Here is a 19,241-nt window from a genome sequence, read left to right as displayed (position 1 = left end):
CTGGGAATATGGAGGAAGTAAAATGGAACAATTTTATTACTATTGGTCAATGTGGTTTCTGTGGGTTTTGACAACATTTATTTTTGAAAAGACGAAAAGACGAATTGCCGTCTCTGTCTTTATTTTAACTAATATTATTCTAAGCATACATGACATCGCTTTATATTTTTCCCTGAATGCTGCATATATGATGTTTTTCGTTTGCGGATGTGTCTATGCCGGGTATTTGGGAATGTATCGTTTTCGTTACATTATGGTCTATTTGACGCTTGTTGCCGCGTATGCGTTTGTTTATCTTTTTGCATTATATGACCCGGTTTGGTTCATCATAAAACCTGAGTGGGCTGCTGTTATATTAATAGTGCTTTTAACAGCTTCTGTTGAAAGGAATTTTGAGAAGCAGCTTGTCTTATTTGTCCTAGGGATGTGCCAAGGCGAACTGGTGTATTCATTTGTGATCCAGAAGTTGGCCGGGGCTATGGCTGTCGGCGGCTTTCAATGGCTGAATGCGTGTTCTGCGGGGATGATATTGCTGTTTGGCATATCTAAATACGAACACCTCGCAAGCCAGATTGGTCAGAAAAGCAAAAGATCAAACAAAGGAGCTACCAAAATGTCATGAGTGATTACATCTATCCGATTATTGCTGGGGTCATTGCCGGAATTGCGACAAGGCTTTATATGCTGAAAACAGATTACCGCCAGTATCCCACCTATGTTCATGGGAAAGTGATTCACATCGCACTGGGGTTGATAGCGGCTGGTTTAGGTGCAATTATTATGCCGGCGCTTTTGCAGGAGGAATTTACGGCCATCACATTTTTAACATTGGCAGCGACGCAATTTAGAGATGTCCGAAATATGGAGCGGAACACATTGACGCAAATGGATTCGTATGAGCTTGTCTCAAGAGGAAGCACATATATTGAGGGGATTGCCATTGCATTTGAAAGCAGAAATTATATTGTGATCTTTACAGCGCTTTTGACAACCTCTGCGTATGTGTTTTTATCCATCTGGGCTGCAGTTATAGCGGCTGTCGTTTGTTTTTTACTGGCCATGAAGTTTATGTCGGGCAGTGTGTTGAAGGATATTGTAGATATCGAGTACATAAAGCCGCGCTTTGACGGTCCGGGACTGTTTGTTGATAATATTTATATGATGAATATCGGGCTTCCAGAGAAACAGGAACTGATTTTAAAGCATGGCATGGGCTTTATCTTAACGCCAAAAAACTTTAATTCAGCAGCGACGATAGCAAATTTAGGGCAGCGTCAGGCCATTTTATTTGATGTTTCCAATGTGCTCGGGGTTTACCGGGATTCAGGAGAGCCATCTTTGACACCAATTGCAAAACGGGATTTAAATGATGGGAGAGTGGCAGTATTTGTTCTCCCGCAAATTCACCATCCCGAAACGGCTGTTCAAATTATTAGCAATGTTCCAACCTTGGAAAATGCGATTAGAATGCCGACTGAATTTATCAAGAATCAGGATAAGGTGATAGGATGAGTGAATCTCTTACGAAAGTGATTTTGTCTGTAATCACGACAAATCGAAACCGGGTTGCAGGGGGAGCACCTGTCTTTTTTTGCAATGACCAAAAGGAGATGGAGCTTTTCGCTAAAAATCTTGAGGCGATCCTTGATGGAATAGCTCACAGAATCGGAGATGACGTGTATTTGATCGTGAAACATTTTTAAGAATAGTTGTGATCCCAGTAAAAACTGATATAATAAATGAGTTAAGCCCTTCCTCTGAAGGGTTTCTTTTCATAAAAGTGAATGAAATGATTTTAATAACCGGTTGAAAATTTATGTAAAAATGAAAGCGGCTGGATTGAAAGGAAGGGTACTATGGGTAAACCTGTCGTAGCCATTGTCGGGAGACCAAATGTAGGAAAATCCACAATCTTTAACCGGATTGCGGGAGAAAGAATTTCAATAGTAGAAGATACCCCTGGCGTGACAAGGGATCGGATATACAGCTCGGCTGAATGGCTGAATTATGATTTTAATTTGATTGATACGGGCGGTATTGATATCGGTGATGAGCCGTTCTTAGCGCAGATTCGCCAGCAGGCTGAAATCGCCATGGATGAAGCGGACGTGATTATTTTTATGGTGAACGGCCGTGAAGGTGTGACAGCTGCTGATGAAGAAGTGGCGAAAATTTTGTACCGCACAAAAAAGCCTGTTGTTTTAGCAGTTAATAAACTGGATAACACAGAAATGAGAGCGAATATTTATGATTTTTATTCGCTAGGCTTTGGCGAGCCATATCCAATTTCGGGAACACACGGACTCGGACTGGGTGATTTACTGGATGCCGTTGCAGAGCATTTTAAAAACATTCCTGAAACGAAATACAATGAAGAAGTTATTCAATTCTGTCTGATCGGACGTCCAAATGTCGGAAAGTCCTCACTTGTGAATGCGATGCTCGGCGAAGAACGCGTTATTGTCAGCAACGTGGCTGGAACGACAAGAGATGCTGTTGATACGTCATTTACTTACAACCAGCAGGAGTTTGTCATTGTCGATACTGCAGGTATGCGAAAAAAAGGAAAAGTCTATGAAACGACTGAGAAGTATAGTGTACTGCGGGCGCTGAAAGCGATTGACCGCTCAGAAGTCGTGGCGGTTGTGCTGGATGGCGAAGAAGGCATTATTGAACAGGATAAGCGCATCGCCGGCTATGCACACGAAGCGGGCAAGGCCGTCGTCATCGTCGTAAACAAATGGGATGCTGTTGACAAAGATGAGAGCACGATGAAAGAATTTGAAGAAAATATTCGCGATCATTTTCAATTTCTGGATTATGCGCCAATCCTATTTATGTCTGCCTTAACGAAAAAACGGATCCATACTCTGATGCCTGCGATTATCAAAGCTAGTGAAAATCATTCACTTCGAGTTCAGACAAACGTCTTAAATGATGTCATCATGGACGCTGTGGCAATGAATCCGACACCGACTCATAACGGTTCTCGTTTGAAAATTTACTATGCGACTCAAGTGTCGGTAAAGCCGCCAAGCTTCGTTGTGTTTGTAAACGATCCGGAATTGATGCATTTTTCATACGAACGGTTTTTAGAAAACCGAATCAGAGACGCGTTCGGTTTTGAGGGGACACCAATCAAAATATTTGCAAGAGCTAGAAAATAAAAAGGTGTGAAGCAAATATGAAAAAAGTCACAATGCTCGGAGCGGGGAGCTGGGGAACAGCACTGGCTTTAGTGTTAGCTGATAATCATCACGATGTAACCATGTGGGGGCACCGTGCAGATCTGATCCATCAAATCAATGATCAGCATGAAAATAAAGATTATTTGCCGAACGTCAAGCTTCCAGAATCTATAGAGGCAACAACGGATATGAAAGAAGCTGTTTCAGACGCGGATTTCATTATCGTTGCTGTTCCAACAAAAGCAATTCGGGAAGTGCTGAGACAGGCTGTTCCTTTTATAACGAAAAAGGCAGTCTTTGTTCATGTCAGCAAGGGTATCGAGCCAGATTCACTTCTGCGCATTTCTGAAATTATGGAAATTGAGCTCCCGAGTGATGTCAGAAAAGATATCGTTGTCCTTTCCGGCCCGAGTCATGCGGAAGAAGTAGGGCTGCGGCACCCCACAACTGTTACTGCATCTTCAAAGAGCATGAGGGCAGCAGAAGAGGTGCAGGATCTATTTATTAATCACAATTTTCGGGTGTACACAAATCCTGACATTATCGGAGTTGAAATCGGAGGGGCTTTAAAAAATATTATTGCCCTTGCTGCAGGAATTACAGATGGTTTAGGGTACGGCGACAATGCCAAAGCTGCTTTGATTACACGCGGACTTGCCGAAATCGCGAGACTCGGAACGAAAATGGGCGGAAATCCCTTGACGTTCTCTGGATTGACAGGAGTAGGCGATCTGATTGTGACGTGCACAAGTGTTCATTCCAGAAACTGGCGTGCGGGCAATTTGCTCGGAAAAGGGTACAAGCTTGAAGATGTTCTTGAAGAGATGGGAATGGTAGTCGAAGGCGTTCGCACGACGAAAGCGGCTTATCAGCTTTCGAAGAAATATGATGTTAAAATGCCGATTACAGAAGCTCTCCATCAGGTCCTGTTCAACGGACAAAAAGTGGAAACCGCTGTTGAATCTTTAATGGCGAGAGGGAAAACCCACGAGATGGAGGATTTGGTAAATACGTTTGAAAATCAAGTGAAGTAAAAGTGTCAATCAAATGATGGATCGCATATCTTAATTGAACGAAAGCCCGAAAAACAGAAGAACACCCAAGTCTTGGGATCTCCTGAAACATTTTGCCGATTTAGGCAATAGAGGATGCATCTGTATGTCAAGTCGCATACTATAGCATCGAAGTCCAAGAGAGTGTTTCTTAAACGTGCAGGTGAATATAGTCAAGTTGACTGAAGCGAAGGTCCCCCTCTTTGCTTCAGTTTTTTTTTGTTCTATCAAAGGATGGAAAATCTGGTTGATCTTTTCCGGCGCTGTATATTAAAATATAATATAACGCTTACATCATACATATCGGGGAGGCGCACGTCATTGAATCTGGCATTGATGAAAATGTGGTTTGCTCTAGGGTCCATGGGTCTGATGTTTCTGGCTGTAGCTTCCATCTATTTAAGCCGCTTTAAATGCCGAAACCGTTTTTTGAAGATTGCGATTTCATCATTCGCATACATGTGTATGCTCATATCTGGAATTATTGTGTTTGTCGTGGTTTTTAGCGGCCCTGTCAATGAATAAAGCTGTAAAAGGAAGTGCTGTATGGGTAAACTGAAGTGCGCAATCATTTTTGCGGCAGTCGTGTTTTTATCCGGATGTTTATATCCAAATGAACGGAAAAGCAGTGTGCATGCCATTCCTTATCAAGACCAGCTAAAGCAGGTTCAATCTGCTGTTGATGAATTTCAAAAGGCAAATGGAGGGCTGCTTCCCATTCAAACCAAAGATATGTCGACACCGCTATATCAAAAATATCCGATAGACTTTAACCGGTTAGCGCCAAGATACATAGCTGAACCTCCAAGTACGGCATTTGAAAGCGGGGGAGACTATCAATACGTGCTTGTTGACGTAGAGAACGATCCGACTGTTAAATTAATTGATCTAAAGATGGCAGAAAAAATTCGCGATGTGAAATTACGCATCCAAATGTATCGTCAGGAGCATCAATATCCGCCTTACAAAGATGTGCTATCTCGTGATTTATTTACACTCGATGAGAAGAAGCTTGGGGATGGAAGCTCTCTTACAGTGACAAGCCCAATCTCAGGGAATTCCTTGCCGCTTATGATTGACGGAGACGGAGAAATATATGCTGATTACCGGACTGAGCTGGCTTCTTGCCTCAAAAAAAGCAAGAAAACGTTTAAACCCGGGACTGAAATCCAGGATATGATTTGGCAGGAAACCCCCTTTGTCCCCGCGTTTTCTGTAAAATATACGGTAAATGACAAACAGGAACCTGTTTTTTTAGAAAATGATATGAAAAAGGAATGAACCTTTCTCCCTTGCATACAAATAGGGAGAAAGGTTTTTTTATATTAATAGATTGAGGATGAGAAATTTTCTAAAGATGTCATATTCAAATAGGACAACGTCATACACATATAGTGTCCTGTGTTTGATTGAAAGAGCTTAATAAAATTGAAAAGGATAGGAAGTCCGGGAGGGGATCACTTGGAAAAGGTCGATATTTTCAAGGATATCGCTGAACGAACAGGAGGCGATATATACTTAGGAGTCGTAGGTGCTGTCCGTACAGGAAAATCCACGTTCATTAAAAAATTTATGGAGCTTGTGGTGCTCCCGAATATCAGTAACGAAGCAGACCGGGCCCGAGCGCAGGATGAACTGCCGCAGAGCGCAGCCGGCAAAACCATTATGACTACAGAGCCTAAATTTGTTCCGAATCAGGCGATGTCTGTTCATGTGTCAGACGGACTCGATGTGAATATAAGATTAGTAGATTGTGTAGGTTACACAGTGCCCGGGGCTAAAGGATATGAAGATGAAAACGGGCCGCGGATGATCAATACGCCTTGGTACGAAGAACCGATCCCATTTCATGAGGCTGCTGAAATCGGCACTCGAAAAGTCATTCAAGAACACTCGACCATCGGAGTTGTCATTACGACAGACGGCACCATTGGAGATATCGCCAGAAGTGACTATATAGAGGCTGAAGAAAGAGTCATTGAAGAGCTGAAAGAGGTTGGCAAACCTTTTATTATGGTCATCAACTCAGTCAGGCCGTATCACCCGGAAACGGAAGCCATGCGCCAGGATTTAAGCGAAAAATATGATATCCCCGTATTGGCAATGAGTGTAGAGAGCATGCGGGAATCAGATGTGCTGAGTGTGCTCAGAGAGGCCCTCTACGAGTTTCCGGTGCTAGAAGTGAATGTCAATCTCCCAAGCTGGGTAATGGTGCTGAAAGAAAACCATTGGCTGCGTGAAAGCTATCAGGAGTCCGTGAAGGAAACGGTTAAGGATATTAAACGGCTCCGGGACGTAGACAGGGTTGTCGGCCAATTCAGCGAGTTTGAATTCATTGAAAGTGCCGGATTAGCCGGAATTGAGCTGGGCCAAGGGGTGGCAGAAATTGATTTGTACGCGCCGGATCATCTATATGATCAAATCCTAAAAGAAGTTGTGGGCGTCGAAATCAGAGGAAGAGACCATCTGCTTGAGCTCATGCAAGACTTCGCCCATGCGAAAACAGAATATGATCAAGTGTCTGATGCCTTAAAAATGGTCAAACAGACGGGATACGGCATTGCAGCGCCTGCTTTAGCTGATATGAGTCTCGATGAGCCGGAAATTATAAGGCAGGGCTCGCGATTCGGTGTGAGGCTGAAAGCTGTCGCTCCGTCGATCCATATGATCAAAGTCGATGTCGAAAGCGAATTCGCCCCGATTATCGGAACGGAAAAACAAAGTGAAGAGCTTGTACGCTATTTAATGCAGGACTTTGAGGATGATCCGCTCTCCATCTGGAACTCCGATATCTTCGGAAGGTCGCTGAGCTCAATTGTGAGAGAAGGGATTCAGGCAAAGCTGTCATTAATGCCTGAAAACGCACGGTATAAATTAAAAGAAACATTAGAAAGAATCATAAACGAAGGCTCTGGCGGCTTAATCGCCATCATCCTGTAATACCGGTAGACCTCTTTATAGAATGGGAGGTCTTTTTTCTTTGCTCTTAATAATGGAAAAGGATCAAGGAATAGGATGAAAAAAGGAAAAAAAGGAATATTTGTTCGGTAAATCACCTTAAATCCTTGACGAGCAAGGGATTGACGCTTTAAAATGCTTGATATGGCTTTTTATATGTGTTACTCTACATACAGAAATTCTTCACTTTGTTGGACAAACATTCCTCAGAGTGCAGTTTTTCTTAAAAGCCGTTTAATTGTCTTTCTCTTACTTGCTCTCATTTTTTTCTGAGACAGGTTTAGAATCAGACTGAACTGTGAAGAAATGATAATAAACGAACTGAATGTATCCTTTTGGGAGGAGGTGAAAGGCATGAACAAAACAGAACTTATCAATGCGGTTGCAGAAGCAAGCGAATTGTCTAAAAAAGACGCTACAAAAGCAGTTGACTCTGTTTTTGATACGATCTTAGATGCACTTAAAAACGGTGATAAAATCCAACTGATCGGTTTTGGTAACTTCGAGGTGCGTGAACGTTCTGCACGTAAAGGACGCAACCCTCAAACAGGTGAAGAAATCGAAATTCCAGCAAGCAAAGTACCTGCTTTCAAACCAGGTAAAGCGCTTAAAGACGCTGTTGCCGGAAAATAATTGTGAATATAGATCGTGTATGCATCTAGCTTACATACACTTTATTTCTTCACAGAAAAGCCCCTTTCTAAGGGGCTTTTCATATTTCAAGAGCATGGGCTTCCTGACAGGGCATTCACTTTGCTTTTAGCGGGGCATATGTGCTAGAATCGAAATTAAATGTATTCATTGGTGGAGGACATAGAACATGAAAGAAGTTAATAAAGAGCAAATCGAACAAGCTGTTCGTCAAATTTTAGAAGCGATCGGAGAAGACCCGAATAGAGAAGGGCTTCTTGATACTCCGAAAAGAGTCGCAAAGATGTATGCCGAAGTATTCTCCGGCTTGAATGAAGATCCAAAAGAACATTTCCAGACTATCTTCGGTGAAAACCATGAGGAGCTTGTTCTTGTAAAAGATATCGCGTTTCATTCTATGTGTGAGCATCACCTTGTTCCCTTTTATGGAAAAGCACATGTTGCATATATCCCGCGAGGCGGAAAGGTCACAGGACTCAGCAAACTGGCACGTGCCGTTGAAGCCGTTGCAAAGCGCCCGCAGCTTCAGGAACGCATCACTTCTACAATTGCAGAAAGCATCGTAGAAACGCTTGATCCGCATGGCGTAATGGTAGTGGTTGAAGCGGAACATATGTGCATGACGATGCGCGGTGTAAGAAAACCGGGTGCGAAAACTGTGACTTCAGCAGTCAGAGGCGTTTTTAAAGATGATGCCGCTGCCCGTGCAGAAGTATTGGAACATATTAAACGCCAGGACTAATAAAGATAGAGGGTGCTATAAATGAACCAAAAGCATTCAAGTGATTTTGTCGTCATTAAAGCCGTTGAGGACGGAGTGAATGTGATCGGCCTGACAAGAGGAACAGACACAAAGTTTCACCATTCCGAAAAACTCGACAAGGGAGAAGTGATCATCGCTCAGTTTACAGAGCATACTTCTGCCATTAAAGTCAGAGGAGAGGCACTGATTCAAACCGCGTACGGAGAAATGAAAAGCGAAAAAAAATAAGCTGGCTGTCCCCGCTGTTAAAAGCAAATGCTCGCAAACAGCGGGAGGATACAGCCAATTTCTTTTTTTTATGCTATAATGATACCTGCGTAAGCGAATGAAAAGATAAAACTCATACATAGATTAAGAAATAAATGTGAATTTGGGGACAAGGGTGATATTTTTGCAAGACATCTACGGAACTTTAGCCAATCTGAACACGAAATTAAAACAAAAGCTGTCTCATCCTTATTTAGCGAAGCATATTTCTGCGCCGAAAATTGATGAGGATAAGCTTCTTCTTTTTCATGCTTTATTTGAAGAAGCTGACATAAAAAACAACGACAGAGAAAATTATATTGTAACAGCGATGCTTGTACAAAGCGCCCTTGATACCCATGATGAAGTGACGACAGCTAGAGTCATAAAACGAGACGAAAACAAAAACCGCCAATTGACTGTTCTCGCGGGCGATTATTTCAGCGGGCTGTACTACTCTTTACTATCTGAAATGAAGGATATCTACATGATTCGGACGCTTGCTACAGCCATTAAAGAAATCAACGAACATAAAATTCGTCTATATGACCGTTCTTTCAAGGACGAAAACGATTTTTTCGAAAGTGTCGGCATCGTTGAATCAGCTTTATTCCATCGTGTGGCGGAACACTTCAACCTCCCGCGCTGGAAAAAGCTGTCGAGTGATTTTTTTGTATTTAAGCGGCTTATGAACGGAAATGATGCATTTCTGGATGTGATCGGCAGTTTTATACAGCTGGGAAAAACAAAAGAAGAGATATTAGAAGATTGTTTTAAAAAAGCGAAAAACAGCATTGAGTCACTTCTGCCTCTAAATTCACCTATTCAGAACATTTTAATAAACCGTCTGAAGACAATCAGCCAAGATCAAACCTATCATCAGAAAGTGGAAGAAGGGTAAACCATTATGCAGGACTCAAAAGAACAGCGCGTACACGGAGTATTTGAAAAAATATATAAAAACTATGACCAAATGAACTCTGTCATCAGTTTTCAGCAGCATAAAAAATGGCGCGACAAAACGATGCGCATCATGAATGTAAAAGAAGGCGCAAAAGCACTTGATGTCTGCTGCGGAACGGCTGACTGGACGATCGCTCTTGCAAAAGCGGCCGGCAAAAGCGGCGCGATCAAGGGCTTGGATTTCAGTGAAAATATGCTGAGTGTCGGCGAGCAGAAAGTAAAAGACGGCGGATTCAGCCAAATTGAACTGCTGCACGGAAATGCGATGGAGCTTCCTTTTGATGATGATACATTTGATTATGTCACCATTGGCTTCGGACTCCGCAATGTCCCTGATTACTTGACTGTACTGAAAGAGATGAGACGTGTAGTGAAGCCGGGCGGGCAGGTGGTATGTCTGGAAACGTCCCAGCCGGAAATGTTCGGATTTAGACAGGCTTACTTTATGTACTTTAAGTATATTATGCCGTTTTTCGGGAAACTGTTTGCGAAGAGCTATAAAGAATATTCTTGGCTTCAAGAATCAGCCAGAGATTTCCCTGGAATGAAGGAACTGGCAGGCCTGTTTGAAGAGGCGGGCCTGAAAAATGTTAAATATCATTCGTTTACTGGCGGAGTCGCTGCCACGCATATCGGATGGAAATGAAAACACAGATGTTTGGGTGAATGATATGAAATTTAAAATGGCCTACTCTTTTTTAAATGACGATATTGATGTAATCGAAAGAGAACTTGAACAAACCGTACGTTCCGATTACCCGCTTTTAAGCGAGGCAGGTCTTCACCTGCTGCAGGCCGGAGGGAAACGTATTCGTCCTGTTTTCGTGCTGCTTTCCGGCATGTTTGGCGATTACGATATTAATAAGATTAAATATGTCGCCGTCACTCTGGAAATGATTCACATGGCATCTTTGGTTCATGATGATGTCATTGATGATGCGGAGCTTCGCCGAGGAAAACCGACAATCAAAGCAAAGTGGGACAATCGTATTGCGATGTACACAGGCGATTATATGCTTGCGGGATCTCTTGAAATGATGACGAGAATTAACGAACCGAAAGCCCATAGGATTTTGTCACAGACGATCGTTGAAGTTTGTCTAGGGGAAATTGAGCAGATCAAAGACAAATACAACATGGAACAAAATCTCAGAACGTATCTCCGGCGTATCAAAAGAAAAACGGCTCTCTTGATCGCGGTCAGCTGCCAGCTTGGTGCCATTGCGTCTGGAGCTGATGAGAAGATTCATAAGGCATTGTACTGGTTTGGGTATTACGTCGGCATGTCTTATCAGATTATTGATGATATTCTTGATTTTACTTCAACTGAAGAAGAGCTGGGTAAGCCCGTTGGAGGAGATTTGCTTCAAGGAAACGTCACATTGCCAGTGCTGTATGCCCTGAAAAATCCTGCATTAAAAAACCAGCTTAAATTGATTAACAGTGAGACAACGCAGGAGCAGCTTGAACCAATCATTGAAGAAATCAAAAAAACAGATGCAATTGAAGCATCTATGGCAGTAAGCGAAATGTATCTGCAGAAAGCTTTTCAGAAATTAAACACGCTTCCACGAGGGCGCGCACGCTCGTCTCTTGCAGCCATCGCAAAATATATCGGTAAAAGAAAATTTTAATTTTTGTAGATATTAAGAAATTTCTCCGCCCCGGATTGATTAATTATCAGAAAGATGTTACGATTTCGGTGTGCAGTGTGAAAGCCTATACATACATAATGATGGGGTGGAGAATATGATGGAAAAGACTTTTATCATGGTGAAACCAGACGGTGTCCAACGTCAGCTCATTGGGGACATTTTATCTAGATTCGAACGTAAGGGCTTACAATTAGCTGGCGCCAAGTTAATGAGAGTGACTGAACAAATGGCTGAGAAACACTACGCCGAACATCAAGGAAAGCCTTTCTTCGGAGAGCTCGTTGAGTTTATTACTTCAGGACCTGTATTCGCAATGGTGTGGGAAGGCGAAAATGTCATTGAAGTGACGAGACAGCTGATCGGGAAAACAAACCCTAAAGAAGCTTTACCTGGTACGATTCGTGGGGATTATGGTATGTTTGTCGGAAAAAACATCATCCACGGCTCTGATTCTCTCGAAAGTGCAGAACGCGAGATTAACATTTTCTTTAAGAATGAAGAATTAGTATCATATCAGCAGCTTATGGCAGGCTGGATCTATTAATCATTGTGAAAATAAGTAACAGAGCCGGCATCATATAACGCCGCCGGTTTTTGATCTGTTTTGTAAAGGTTTACATTAAAGTGAATAAAGGGTTGAATGGCAGTGTGCATCAGACCTCTGCCTTTCCCAACGATCTAAAATCAGCTGAAAAGCTGATTTTTTTATTGAAACAATACAATTTCCTGATAAAACAAGCTATACTAGGACAAAAAGACAGCGAGACTGGGAGAGTAGAGATGGATACATACAGCGTATTTACAACGAAATGGAAACAATTAACCGGAGTCGATTTGACACTATATAAAGAAGCACAAATGAAGAGAAGGCTAACGTCACTTTATGAGAAAAAGGGGTTCCAAAGCTTTAAGGACTTTGCGGCGGCATTGGAAAAGGATCAAGCTCTCTTAAATGAAACATTGGACAGAATGACGATCAATGTTTCAGAATTTTATCGTAATTATAAAAGGTGGGAAGTTCTTGAGACTGCAATTCTGCCGTTAATCAAGACTTCTAGGCCTTTAAAGATTTGGAGTGCCGCCTGCTCAACGGGGGAGGAGCCATACACGCTTGCCATGCTTTTGGACCAGCAAAAAGGTCTTCCGGGCTATCAGATTTTGGCGACGGATATTGATGAAAAAGCATTGGAAAAAGCTAAAAAAGGCGTTTATCAGGAGCGGTCTTTACAGGAAGTGCCGCTATCTGTGAAAGATCGTTATTTTACGCAAAACGCAAATAGAAGTTATGAAGTGAAATCGGAAATCAAAAAGAATATTACATTCAAAAAGCACAATTTGCTGGCGGATCGTTATGAACAAGACTTTGACTTAATCGTGTGCCGTAATGTATTTATTTATTTTACAGAAAGCGCGAAGGAAGAACTGTATTTAAAAATGGCACATAGCTTGAAGAAGAATGGAGTTCTTTTTGTCGGCAGCACCGAGCAAATCTTCAACCCCGAGAAATTTGGCCTAGTCCCAGCCGATACATTCTTTTATCAAAAAAGATAGACTGACTTTTTGCTGAAAAATATGTTATAGTAGTCTTACTTAAAAGCGTTAATGCGATGAAGGGAGAAGAAGTCATGAGATATTTAACAGCCGGAGAATCACACGGCCCCCAACTGACAACGATTATTGAGGGTGTACCTGCCGGGCTTTACATAACGGAGGAAGATATCAATTTTGAGCTTGCCAGACGCCAAAAAGGACACGGCCGCGGCCGCCGCATGCAGATCGAAAAAGACCAGGCCAAAATTATGAGCGGGGTGCGCCATGCACGTACACTCGGTTCACCAATTGCTCTCGTAGTTGAAAATAACGATTGGAAGCATTGGACAAAAATCATGGGCGCCGCTCCAATTACAGAAGATGAAGAAAAGGAAATGAAGCGCCAGATTTCAAGACCTAGACCTGGGCACGCTGACTTAAACGGTGCAATTAAATATAATCATCGTGATATGAGAAATGTGCTTGAGCGTTCTTCAGCAAGGGAAACAACTGTCAGAGTGGCGGCAGGGGCTGTAGCTAAAAAGATTCTTTCTGAGCTTGGCATTAAGGTGGCGGGCCACGTGTTGCAAATTGGCGCTGTTAAAGCTGAAAAAACAGAATATACGTCAATTGAAGACCTGCAGCGCGTAACGGAAGAGTCTCCTGTCAGATGCTACGATGAAGAGGCAGGCAAAAAAATGATGGCTGCCATTGATGAAGCAAAGGCAAACGGAGATTCCATCGGCGGAATAGTAGAAGTCATTGTCGAGGGAATGCCGGTAGGCGTGGGCAGCTATGTCCATTATGACCGCAAGCTGGACAGCAAGCTTGCTGCCGCTGTACTGTCAATTAATGCATTTAAAGGTGTGGAATTCGGGATCGGATTTGAGGCGGCAGGGCGAAATGGAAGCGAAGTCCATGACGAGATCATTTGGGACGAGGAAAAAGGATACACCCGTGCTACTAACAGACTTGGAGGACTGGAAGGCGGCATGACGACAGGAATGCCAATCGTTGTCCGCGGAGTCATGAAGCCGATTCCGACTTTGTATAAACCGCTGAAAAGTGTCGATATTGAAACGAAAGAACCGTTTTCCGCCAGCATAGAACGTTCAGACAGCTGTGCTGTTCCTGCGGCAAGTGTAGTCGCTGAAGCCGCTGTCGCTTGGGAAATTGCGAACGCAGTCGTTGAACAATTCGGATTAGATCAAATTGACCGCATTAGAGAAAATGTGGAGAATATGAGAAAACTGTCGAGGGAATTTTAATGAAGACACTGCATGTTCAAACTGCTTCCTCGTCATATCCTGTTTTTATCGGACAAGGTATCAGAAAAAAGGCTTGCGAACTATTAACCTCTTTAAACAGGCCTTTAACAAGGATTATGCTTGTCACGGATGAAGAAGTAGACCGCCTGTATGGTGATGAAATGCTTCATTTGCTGCAAGATAAATGGCCTGTGAAAAAAGTGACGGTACCGAGTGGAGAGCAGGCAAAATCCGTGGACATGTACACAAAATTGCAGAGTGAAGCGATTCGTTTTCATATGGATCGCTCCTCATGCATCATCGCATTCGGTGGCGGTGTTGTAGGGGATCTTGCCGGTTTTGTGGCTGCCACTTTTATGCGCGGCATTGATTTCATCCAAATGCCTACGACGCTCTTGGCGCATGACAGCGCAGTCGGAGGAAAAGTAGCCGTGAACCATCCGCTTGGAAAAAATCTAATCGGTGCGTTTTATCAGCCGAAAGCCGTGCTCTATGATACAGATTTCCTGCGTTCTCTGCCTGAAAAAGAGCTTAGGTCCGGAATGGCAGAAGTGATTAAACACGCTTTTATCTATGACAGAGCGTTTCTGGAGGAGCTGCTGAATATCCACTCACTGCGTGATATCACTAATGATCAGCTGAATGACATGATTTTTAAAGGCATTTCAATTAAAGCGTCTGTCGTTCAGCAGGATGAAAAAGAAGAGGGGATAAGAGCTTACTTAAACTTTGGGCATACGCTCGGTCATGCCGTTGAGGCGGAATATGGATATGGGCAGATCACTCACGGTGATGCCGTAGCCCTCGGAATGCAGTTTGCTTTATATATAAGCGATAAGACTGTAGGCTGTGAAATGGACAGAAAACGTTTGGTCAGCTGGCTAAAAAGCCTGGGTTATCCAAGTCAAATCAGAAAAGAGACGGAAACTTCGGTTCTCTTGAACCGTATGATGAATGATAAGAAAACCCGTGGCGGGAAGATTCAGTTTATTGTGCTCAACGAATTAGGGAAAGTTGCTGATCATACATTTTCCAGAAATGAACTTGAGAGCTGGCTGAACAAATGGCGATTGGAGGAGACATCATGATGATTCGCGGAATTCGCGGAGCAACTACAGTTGAACGGGATACTGAAGAAGAAATTTTACAAAAAACAAAACAGCTGTTAGAGAAAATCATAGAAGAAAATCATACAAAACCGGAAGATGTTGTTCAAATGCTTCTTTCGGCTACACCTGACTTGCACGCTGTTTTCCCGGCAAAAGCTGTTCGCGAGCTTTCAGGATGGCAGTATGTACCGGTAACATGTATGCAGGAAATGGACGTAACGGGCGGTCTGAAAAAGTGCATAAGAGTCATGATGACGGTCCAGACAGATGTCCCTCAGGATCAGATCAGACATGTATATTTAGAAAAAGCCGTCGTATTGAGGCCCGATTTATCATTGACAAAAAATACTGAATTGTAATACGATAAGAATAGCTTAGAAATACACAAGAGTGTGTATAAAGCGATTAGAATGAGTTGAGTTGAGAATAGGGTAGCAGAGAATGAGTTTAGTTGAGCTGAGACATGTATGTTTATTCTACCCAAAAGAAGTCTTTCTTTTGGGTTTATTTGTTATACAGTATTTTATCCTCTCATGCCATCTTCTCATTCTCCTTGCCATAAGGAGTGAGAGCAATGAATTTCCAATCAAACATTTCCGCATTTTTAGAGGACAGCTTGTCCCACCACACGATACCGATTGTGGAGACCTTCACAGTCGATACACTGACACCCATTCAAATGATAGAGAAGCTTGACAGGGAGATTACGTATCTTCTTGAAAGCAAGGACGATACATCCACTTGGTCAAGATATTCGTTTATCGGCCTGAATCCATTTCTCACAATTAAAGAAGAGCAGGGCCGTTTTTCGGCCGCTGATCAGGACAGCAAATCTCTTTACACAGGAAATGAACTAAAAGAAGTGCTGAACTGGATGAATACCACATACAAAATCAAAACACCTCAGCTTGGCATTCCTTTTGTCGGCGGAGCTGTCGGGTACTTAAGCTATGATATGATCCCGCTGATTGAGCCTTCTGTTCCTTCGCATACAAAAGAAACAGACATGGAAAAGTGCATGCTGTTTGTTTGCCGGACATTAATTGCGTATGATCATGAAACCAAAAACGTCCACTTTATCCAATATGCAAGGCTCACTGGAGAGGAAACAGAAAACGAAAAAATGGATGTATTCCATCAAAATCATCTGGAGCTCCAAAATCTCATCGAAAAAATGATGGACCAAAAAAACATAAAAGAGCTGTTTCTCTCTGCTGATTCATACAAGACACCCAGCTTTGAGACGGTATCTTCTAATTATGAAAAATCGGCTTTTATGGCTGATGTAGAAAAAATCAAAAGCTATATAAAAGCAGGCGATATCTTCCAGGGTGTTTTATCACAAAAATTTGAGGTGCCGATAAAAGCAGATGCTTTTGAGTTATACCGAGTGCTTAGGATCGTCAATCCTTCGCCGTATATGTATTATATGAAACTGCTAGACAGAGAAATAGTCGGCAGCTCTCCGGAACGGTTAATACACGTTCAAGACGGGCACTTAGAAATCCATCCGATTGCCGGTACGAGAAAACGCGGTGCAGACAAAGCTGAAGATGAGAGACTGAAGGTTGAGCTCATGAAGGATGAAAAAGAAAAAGCGGAGCATTACATGCTCGTTGATCTTGCCCGAAACGATATCGGCAGAGTAGCAGAGTATGGTTCAGTTTCTGTGCCGGAGTTCACAAAAATTGTTTCCTTTTCACATGTCATGCACATTATCTCGGTGGTTACAGGCCGATTGAAAAAAGGGGTTCATCCTGTCGATGCACTGATGTCTGCTTTCCCGGCGGGGACTTTAACAGGCGCACCCAAAATCCGTGCCATGCAGCTTTTGCAAGAGCTCGAGCCAACACCGAGAGAGACATACGGAGGATGTATTGCCTACATTGGGTTTGACGGGAATATCGACTCTTGTATTACGATTCGCACGATGAGTGTAAAGAACGGCGTTGCATCGATACAGGCAGGTGCTGGCATTGTTGCTGATTCTGTTCCGGAAGCCGAATACGAAGAAAGCTGTAATAAAGCCGGTGCGCTGCTGAAAACGATTCATATTGCAGAAGACATGTTTCATAGCAAGGAGGATAAAGCTGATGAACAGATTTCTACAATTGTGCGTTGACGGAAAAACCCTTACTGCCGGTGAGGCTGAAACGCTGATGAATATGATGATGGCAGCGGAAATGACTCCTTCTGAAATGGGTGGTATATTGTCAATTCTTGCTCATCGGGGGGAGACGCCAGAAGAGCTTGCGGGTTTTGTGAAGGCAATGCGGGCACACGCTCTTACAGTCGATGGACTTCCTGATATTGTTGATACATGCGGAACAGGGGGAGACGGTATTTCCACTTTTAATATCTCAACGGCCTCGGCAATAGTTGCCTCGGCAGCTGGCGCGAAAATCGCTAAGCATGGCAATCGCTCTGTCTCTTCTAAAAGCGGAAGCGCTGATGTTTTAGAGGAGCTAGAGGTTTCTATTCAAACCACTCCCGAAAAGGTCAAAATCAGCATTGAAACAAACAACATGGGATTTCTTTTTGCGCCGCTTTACTATTCGTCTATGAAACATGTAGCAGGTACTAGAAAAGAGCTAGGTTTCAGAACGGTATTTAATCTGCTTGGGCCGCTCAGCAATCCTTTACAGGCGAAGCGTCAGGTGATTGGGGTCTATTCTGTTGAAAAAGCTGGACTGATGGCAAGCGCACTGGAGACGTTTCAGCCGAAGCACGTTATGTTTGTATCAAGCCGTGACGGTTTAGATGAGCTTTCAATTACAGCACCGACCGACGTGATTGAATTAAAGGACGGAGAGCGCCGGGAATATACCGTTTCACCCGAAGATTTCGGTTTCACAAATGGCAGACTTGAAGATTTACAGGTGCAGTCACCGAAAGAGAGCGCCTATCTCATTCAGAATATTTTTGAAAATAAAAGCAGCAGTTCCGCTTTATCTATTACGGCTTTTAATGCGGGAGCTGCGATTTACACGGCGGGAATTACCGCCTCACTGAAGGAAGGAACGGAGCTGGCGTTAGAGACGATTACAAGCGGAGGCGCTGCCGCGCAGCTTGAACGACTAAAGCAGAAAGAGGAAGAGATCTATGCTTGAAAAAATCATCAAACAAAAGAAAGAAGAAGTGAAAACACTGGTTTTGCCGGTAGAGCAGCCTTTCGAGAAACGTTCATTTAAGGAGGCGCTGGCAAGCCCGAATCGGTTTATCGGGTTGATTGCCGAAGTGAAGAAAGCATCGCCGTCAAAAGGGCTTATTAAAGAGGATTTTGTGCCTGTTCAGATTGCAAAAGACTATGAAGCTGCGAAGGCAGATGCGATTTCCGTTTTAACAGACACCCCGTTTTTTCAAGGAGAAAACAGCTATTTATCAGACGTAAAGCGTGCTGTTTCGATTCCTGTACTTAGAAAAGATTTTATTATTGATTCTCTTCAAGTAGAGGAATCAAGAAGAATCGGAGCGGATGCCATATTGTTAATCGGCGAGGTGCTTGATCCCTTACACCTTCATGAATTATATCTTGAAGCAGGTGAAAAGGGGATGGACGTGTTAGTGGAGGTTCATGATGCATCAACGCTAGAACAAATATTGAAAGTGTTCACACCCGACATTCTCGGCGTAAATAATCGAAACCTAAAAACGTTTGAAACATCTGTAAAGCAGACAGAACAAATCGCATCTCTCGTTCCGAAAGAATCCTTGCTTGTCAGCGAAAGCGGAATCGGTTCTTTAGAACATTTAACATTTGTCAATGAACATGGGGCGCGAGCTGTACTTATCGGTGAATCATTGATGAGACAAACTTCTCAGCGTAAAGCAATCCATGCTTTGTTTAGGGAGTGAGGT

At 43.0% G+C, this 19,241-nt stretch carries 22 protein-coding genes; all 22 read left to right on the top strand.

All coding sequences use genetic code 11. The features are described from left to right. Window positions 1-22 precede the first annotated feature (22 nt). Window positions 23-622 carry a YphA family membrane protein gene (locus AC07VD_RS14830; protein ID WP_032726048.1) on the top strand — a complete coding sequence of 200 codons (600 nt, stop codon included), beginning with the start codon at window positions 23-25 and terminating at the stop codon, window positions 620-622. Next, the gene (locus AC07VD_RS14825; protein ID WP_003230562.1) at window positions 619-1,512 is read left to right on the top strand and encodes a YIEGIA family protein; all 894 of its coding nucleotides are present in this window, start codon (window positions 619-621) and stop codon (window positions 1,510-1,512) included. Before AC07VD_RS14830 ends, AC07VD_RS14825 begins: the two co-directional genes overlap by 4 nt. After that, the gene (locus tag AC07VD_RS14820; RefSeq protein WP_003230563.1) at window positions 1,509-1,703 is read left to right on the top strand and encodes a capping complex subunit for YIEGIA; all 195 of its coding nucleotides are present in this window, start codon (window positions 1,509-1,511) and stop codon (window positions 1,701-1,703) included. Before AC07VD_RS14825 ends, AC07VD_RS14820 begins: the two co-directional genes overlap by 4 nt. Before the next feature lie 153 nt (window positions 1,704-1,856). Continuing rightward, window positions 1,857-3,167, top strand: a complete 1,311-nt coding sequence (der, locus tag AC07VD_RS14815; protein WP_003230565.1) for a ribosome biogenesis GTPase Der — start codon at window positions 1,857-1,859, stop codon at window positions 3,165-3,167. Window positions 3,168-3,184: 17 nt separating this feature from the next. Beyond that, a complete protein-coding gene (locus tag AC07VD_RS14810) occupies window positions 3,185-4,222 on the top strand; it encodes an NAD(P)H-dependent glycerol-3-phosphate dehydrogenase (protein WP_144483039.1) in 1,038 nt (345 codons plus the stop codon). Between the two features lie 339 nt (window positions 4,223-4,561). Further along, a complete protein-coding gene (locus AC07VD_RS14805) occupies window positions 4,562-4,765 on the top strand; it encodes a DUF2768 domain-containing protein (RefSeq protein ID WP_024572571.1) in 204 nt (67 codons plus the stop codon). A gap of 21 nt (window positions 4,766-4,786) precedes the next feature. Beyond that, window positions 4,787-5,521: a YphF family lipoprotein gene (locus tag AC07VD_RS14800; RefSeq protein ID WP_015714176.1), complete on the top strand. Its 735-nt coding sequence runs from the start codon at window positions 4,787-4,789 to the stop codon at window positions 5,519-5,521. Window positions 5,522-5,701: 180 nt separating this feature from the next. Then, the gene (gene spoIVA, locus AC07VD_RS14795) at window positions 5,702-7,180 is read left to right on the top strand and encodes a stage IV sporulation protein A (RefSeq protein ID WP_003230572.1); all 1,479 of its coding nucleotides are present in this window, start codon (window positions 5,702-5,704) and stop codon (window positions 7,178-7,180) included. Window positions 7,181-7,552: 372 nt separating this feature from the next. Continuing rightward, on the top strand, window positions 7,553-7,831 hold the full coding sequence (gene hbs / locus AC07VD_RS14790; protein WP_003153447.1) for a non-specific DNA-binding protein Hbs: 279 nt from the start codon (window positions 7,553-7,555) through the stop codon (window positions 7,829-7,831). A 187-nt stretch (window positions 7,832-8,018) separates the two neighbouring features. Next, on the top strand, window positions 8,019-8,591 hold the full coding sequence (gene folE / locus AC07VD_RS14785; protein ID WP_003225516.1) for a GTP cyclohydrolase I FolE: 573 nt from the start codon (window positions 8,019-8,021) through the stop codon (window positions 8,589-8,591). A 21-nt stretch (window positions 8,592-8,612) separates the two neighbouring features. Then, complete coding sequence (gene mtrB, locus AC07VD_RS14780) at window positions 8,613-8,840, top strand: trp RNA-binding attenuation protein MtrB (RefSeq protein ID WP_003230576.1); 228 nt, start codon at window positions 8,613-8,615, stop codon at window positions 8,838-8,840. A 163-nt stretch (window positions 8,841-9,003) separates the two neighbouring features. Then, the gene (gene hepS, locus AC07VD_RS14775; protein ID WP_004398550.1) at window positions 9,004-9,759 is read left to right on the top strand and encodes a heptaprenyl diphosphate synthase component 1; all 756 of its coding nucleotides are present in this window, start codon (window positions 9,004-9,006) and stop codon (window positions 9,757-9,759) included. A gap of 6 nt (window positions 9,760-9,765) precedes the next feature. Continuing rightward, a complete protein-coding gene (gene menG, locus AC07VD_RS14770; RefSeq protein WP_086344019.1) occupies window positions 9,766-10,467 on the top strand; it encodes a demethylmenaquinone methyltransferase in 702 nt (233 codons plus the stop codon). A 25-nt stretch (window positions 10,468-10,492) separates the two neighbouring features. Beyond that, on the top strand, window positions 10,493-11,455 hold the full coding sequence (hepT, locus tag AC07VD_RS14765; RefSeq protein WP_003246013.1) for a heptaprenyl diphosphate synthase component II: 963 nt from the start codon (window positions 10,493-10,495) through the stop codon (window positions 11,453-11,455). A 115-nt stretch (window positions 11,456-11,570) separates the two neighbouring features. Continuing rightward, a complete protein-coding gene (gene ndk / locus AC07VD_RS14760) occupies window positions 11,571-12,020 on the top strand; it encodes a nucleoside-diphosphate kinase (protein ID WP_010886554.1) in 450 nt (149 codons plus the stop codon). A gap of 236 nt (window positions 12,021-12,256) precedes the next feature. Continuing rightward, window positions 12,257-13,027, top strand: coding sequence for a protein-glutamate O-methyltransferase CheR (gene cheR / locus AC07VD_RS14755; RefSeq protein ID WP_029726766.1), 771 nt, complete (start codon window positions 12,257-12,259; stop codon window positions 13,025-13,027). A 74-nt stretch (window positions 13,028-13,101) separates the two neighbouring features. Beyond that, a complete protein-coding gene (gene aroC, locus AC07VD_RS14750; protein ID WP_004398727.1) occupies window positions 13,102-14,274 on the top strand; it encodes a chorismate synthase in 1,173 nt (390 codons plus the stop codon). Beyond that, on the top strand, window positions 14,274-15,362 hold the full coding sequence (gene aroB, locus AC07VD_RS14745) for a 3-dehydroquinate synthase (RefSeq protein WP_494721822.1): 1,089 nt from the start codon (window positions 14,274-14,276) through the stop codon (window positions 15,360-15,362). The genes aroC and aroB overlap by 1 nt, the downstream gene beginning before the upstream one ends. Beyond that, the gene (aroH, locus tag AC07VD_RS14740; RefSeq protein ID WP_004398675.1) at window positions 15,359-15,742 is read left to right on the top strand and encodes a chorismate mutase; all 384 of its coding nucleotides are present in this window, start codon (window positions 15,359-15,361) and stop codon (window positions 15,740-15,742) included. The genes aroB and aroH overlap by 4 nt, the downstream gene beginning before the upstream one ends. A gap of 215 nt (window positions 15,743-15,957) precedes the next feature. Beyond that, the gene (gene trpE, locus AC07VD_RS14735) at window positions 15,958-17,505 is read left to right on the top strand and encodes an anthranilate synthase component I (protein WP_032722040.1); all 1,548 of its coding nucleotides are present in this window, start codon (window positions 15,958-15,960) and stop codon (window positions 17,503-17,505) included. Further along, a complete protein-coding gene (gene trpD / locus AC07VD_RS14730; protein WP_134981823.1) occupies window positions 17,477-18,493 on the top strand; it encodes an anthranilate phosphoribosyltransferase in 1,017 nt (338 codons plus the stop codon). Before trpE ends, trpD begins: the two co-directional genes overlap by 29 nt. Further along, complete coding sequence (trpC, locus tag AC07VD_RS14725; protein WP_003230601.1) at window positions 18,486-19,238, top strand: indole-3-glycerol phosphate synthase TrpC; 753 nt, start codon at window positions 18,486-18,488, stop codon at window positions 19,236-19,238. The genes trpD and trpC overlap by 8 nt, the downstream gene beginning before the upstream one ends. The last annotated feature ends 3 nt before the right edge of the window (window positions 19,239-19,241 follow it).

It is taken from the genome of Bacillus sp. GW821-FHT01G09 (genome assembly GCF_059422205.1).
The sequence above is the reverse complement of the archived record's forward strand: the minus strand, read 5'-3'. Positions and strand labels throughout refer to the sequence as shown.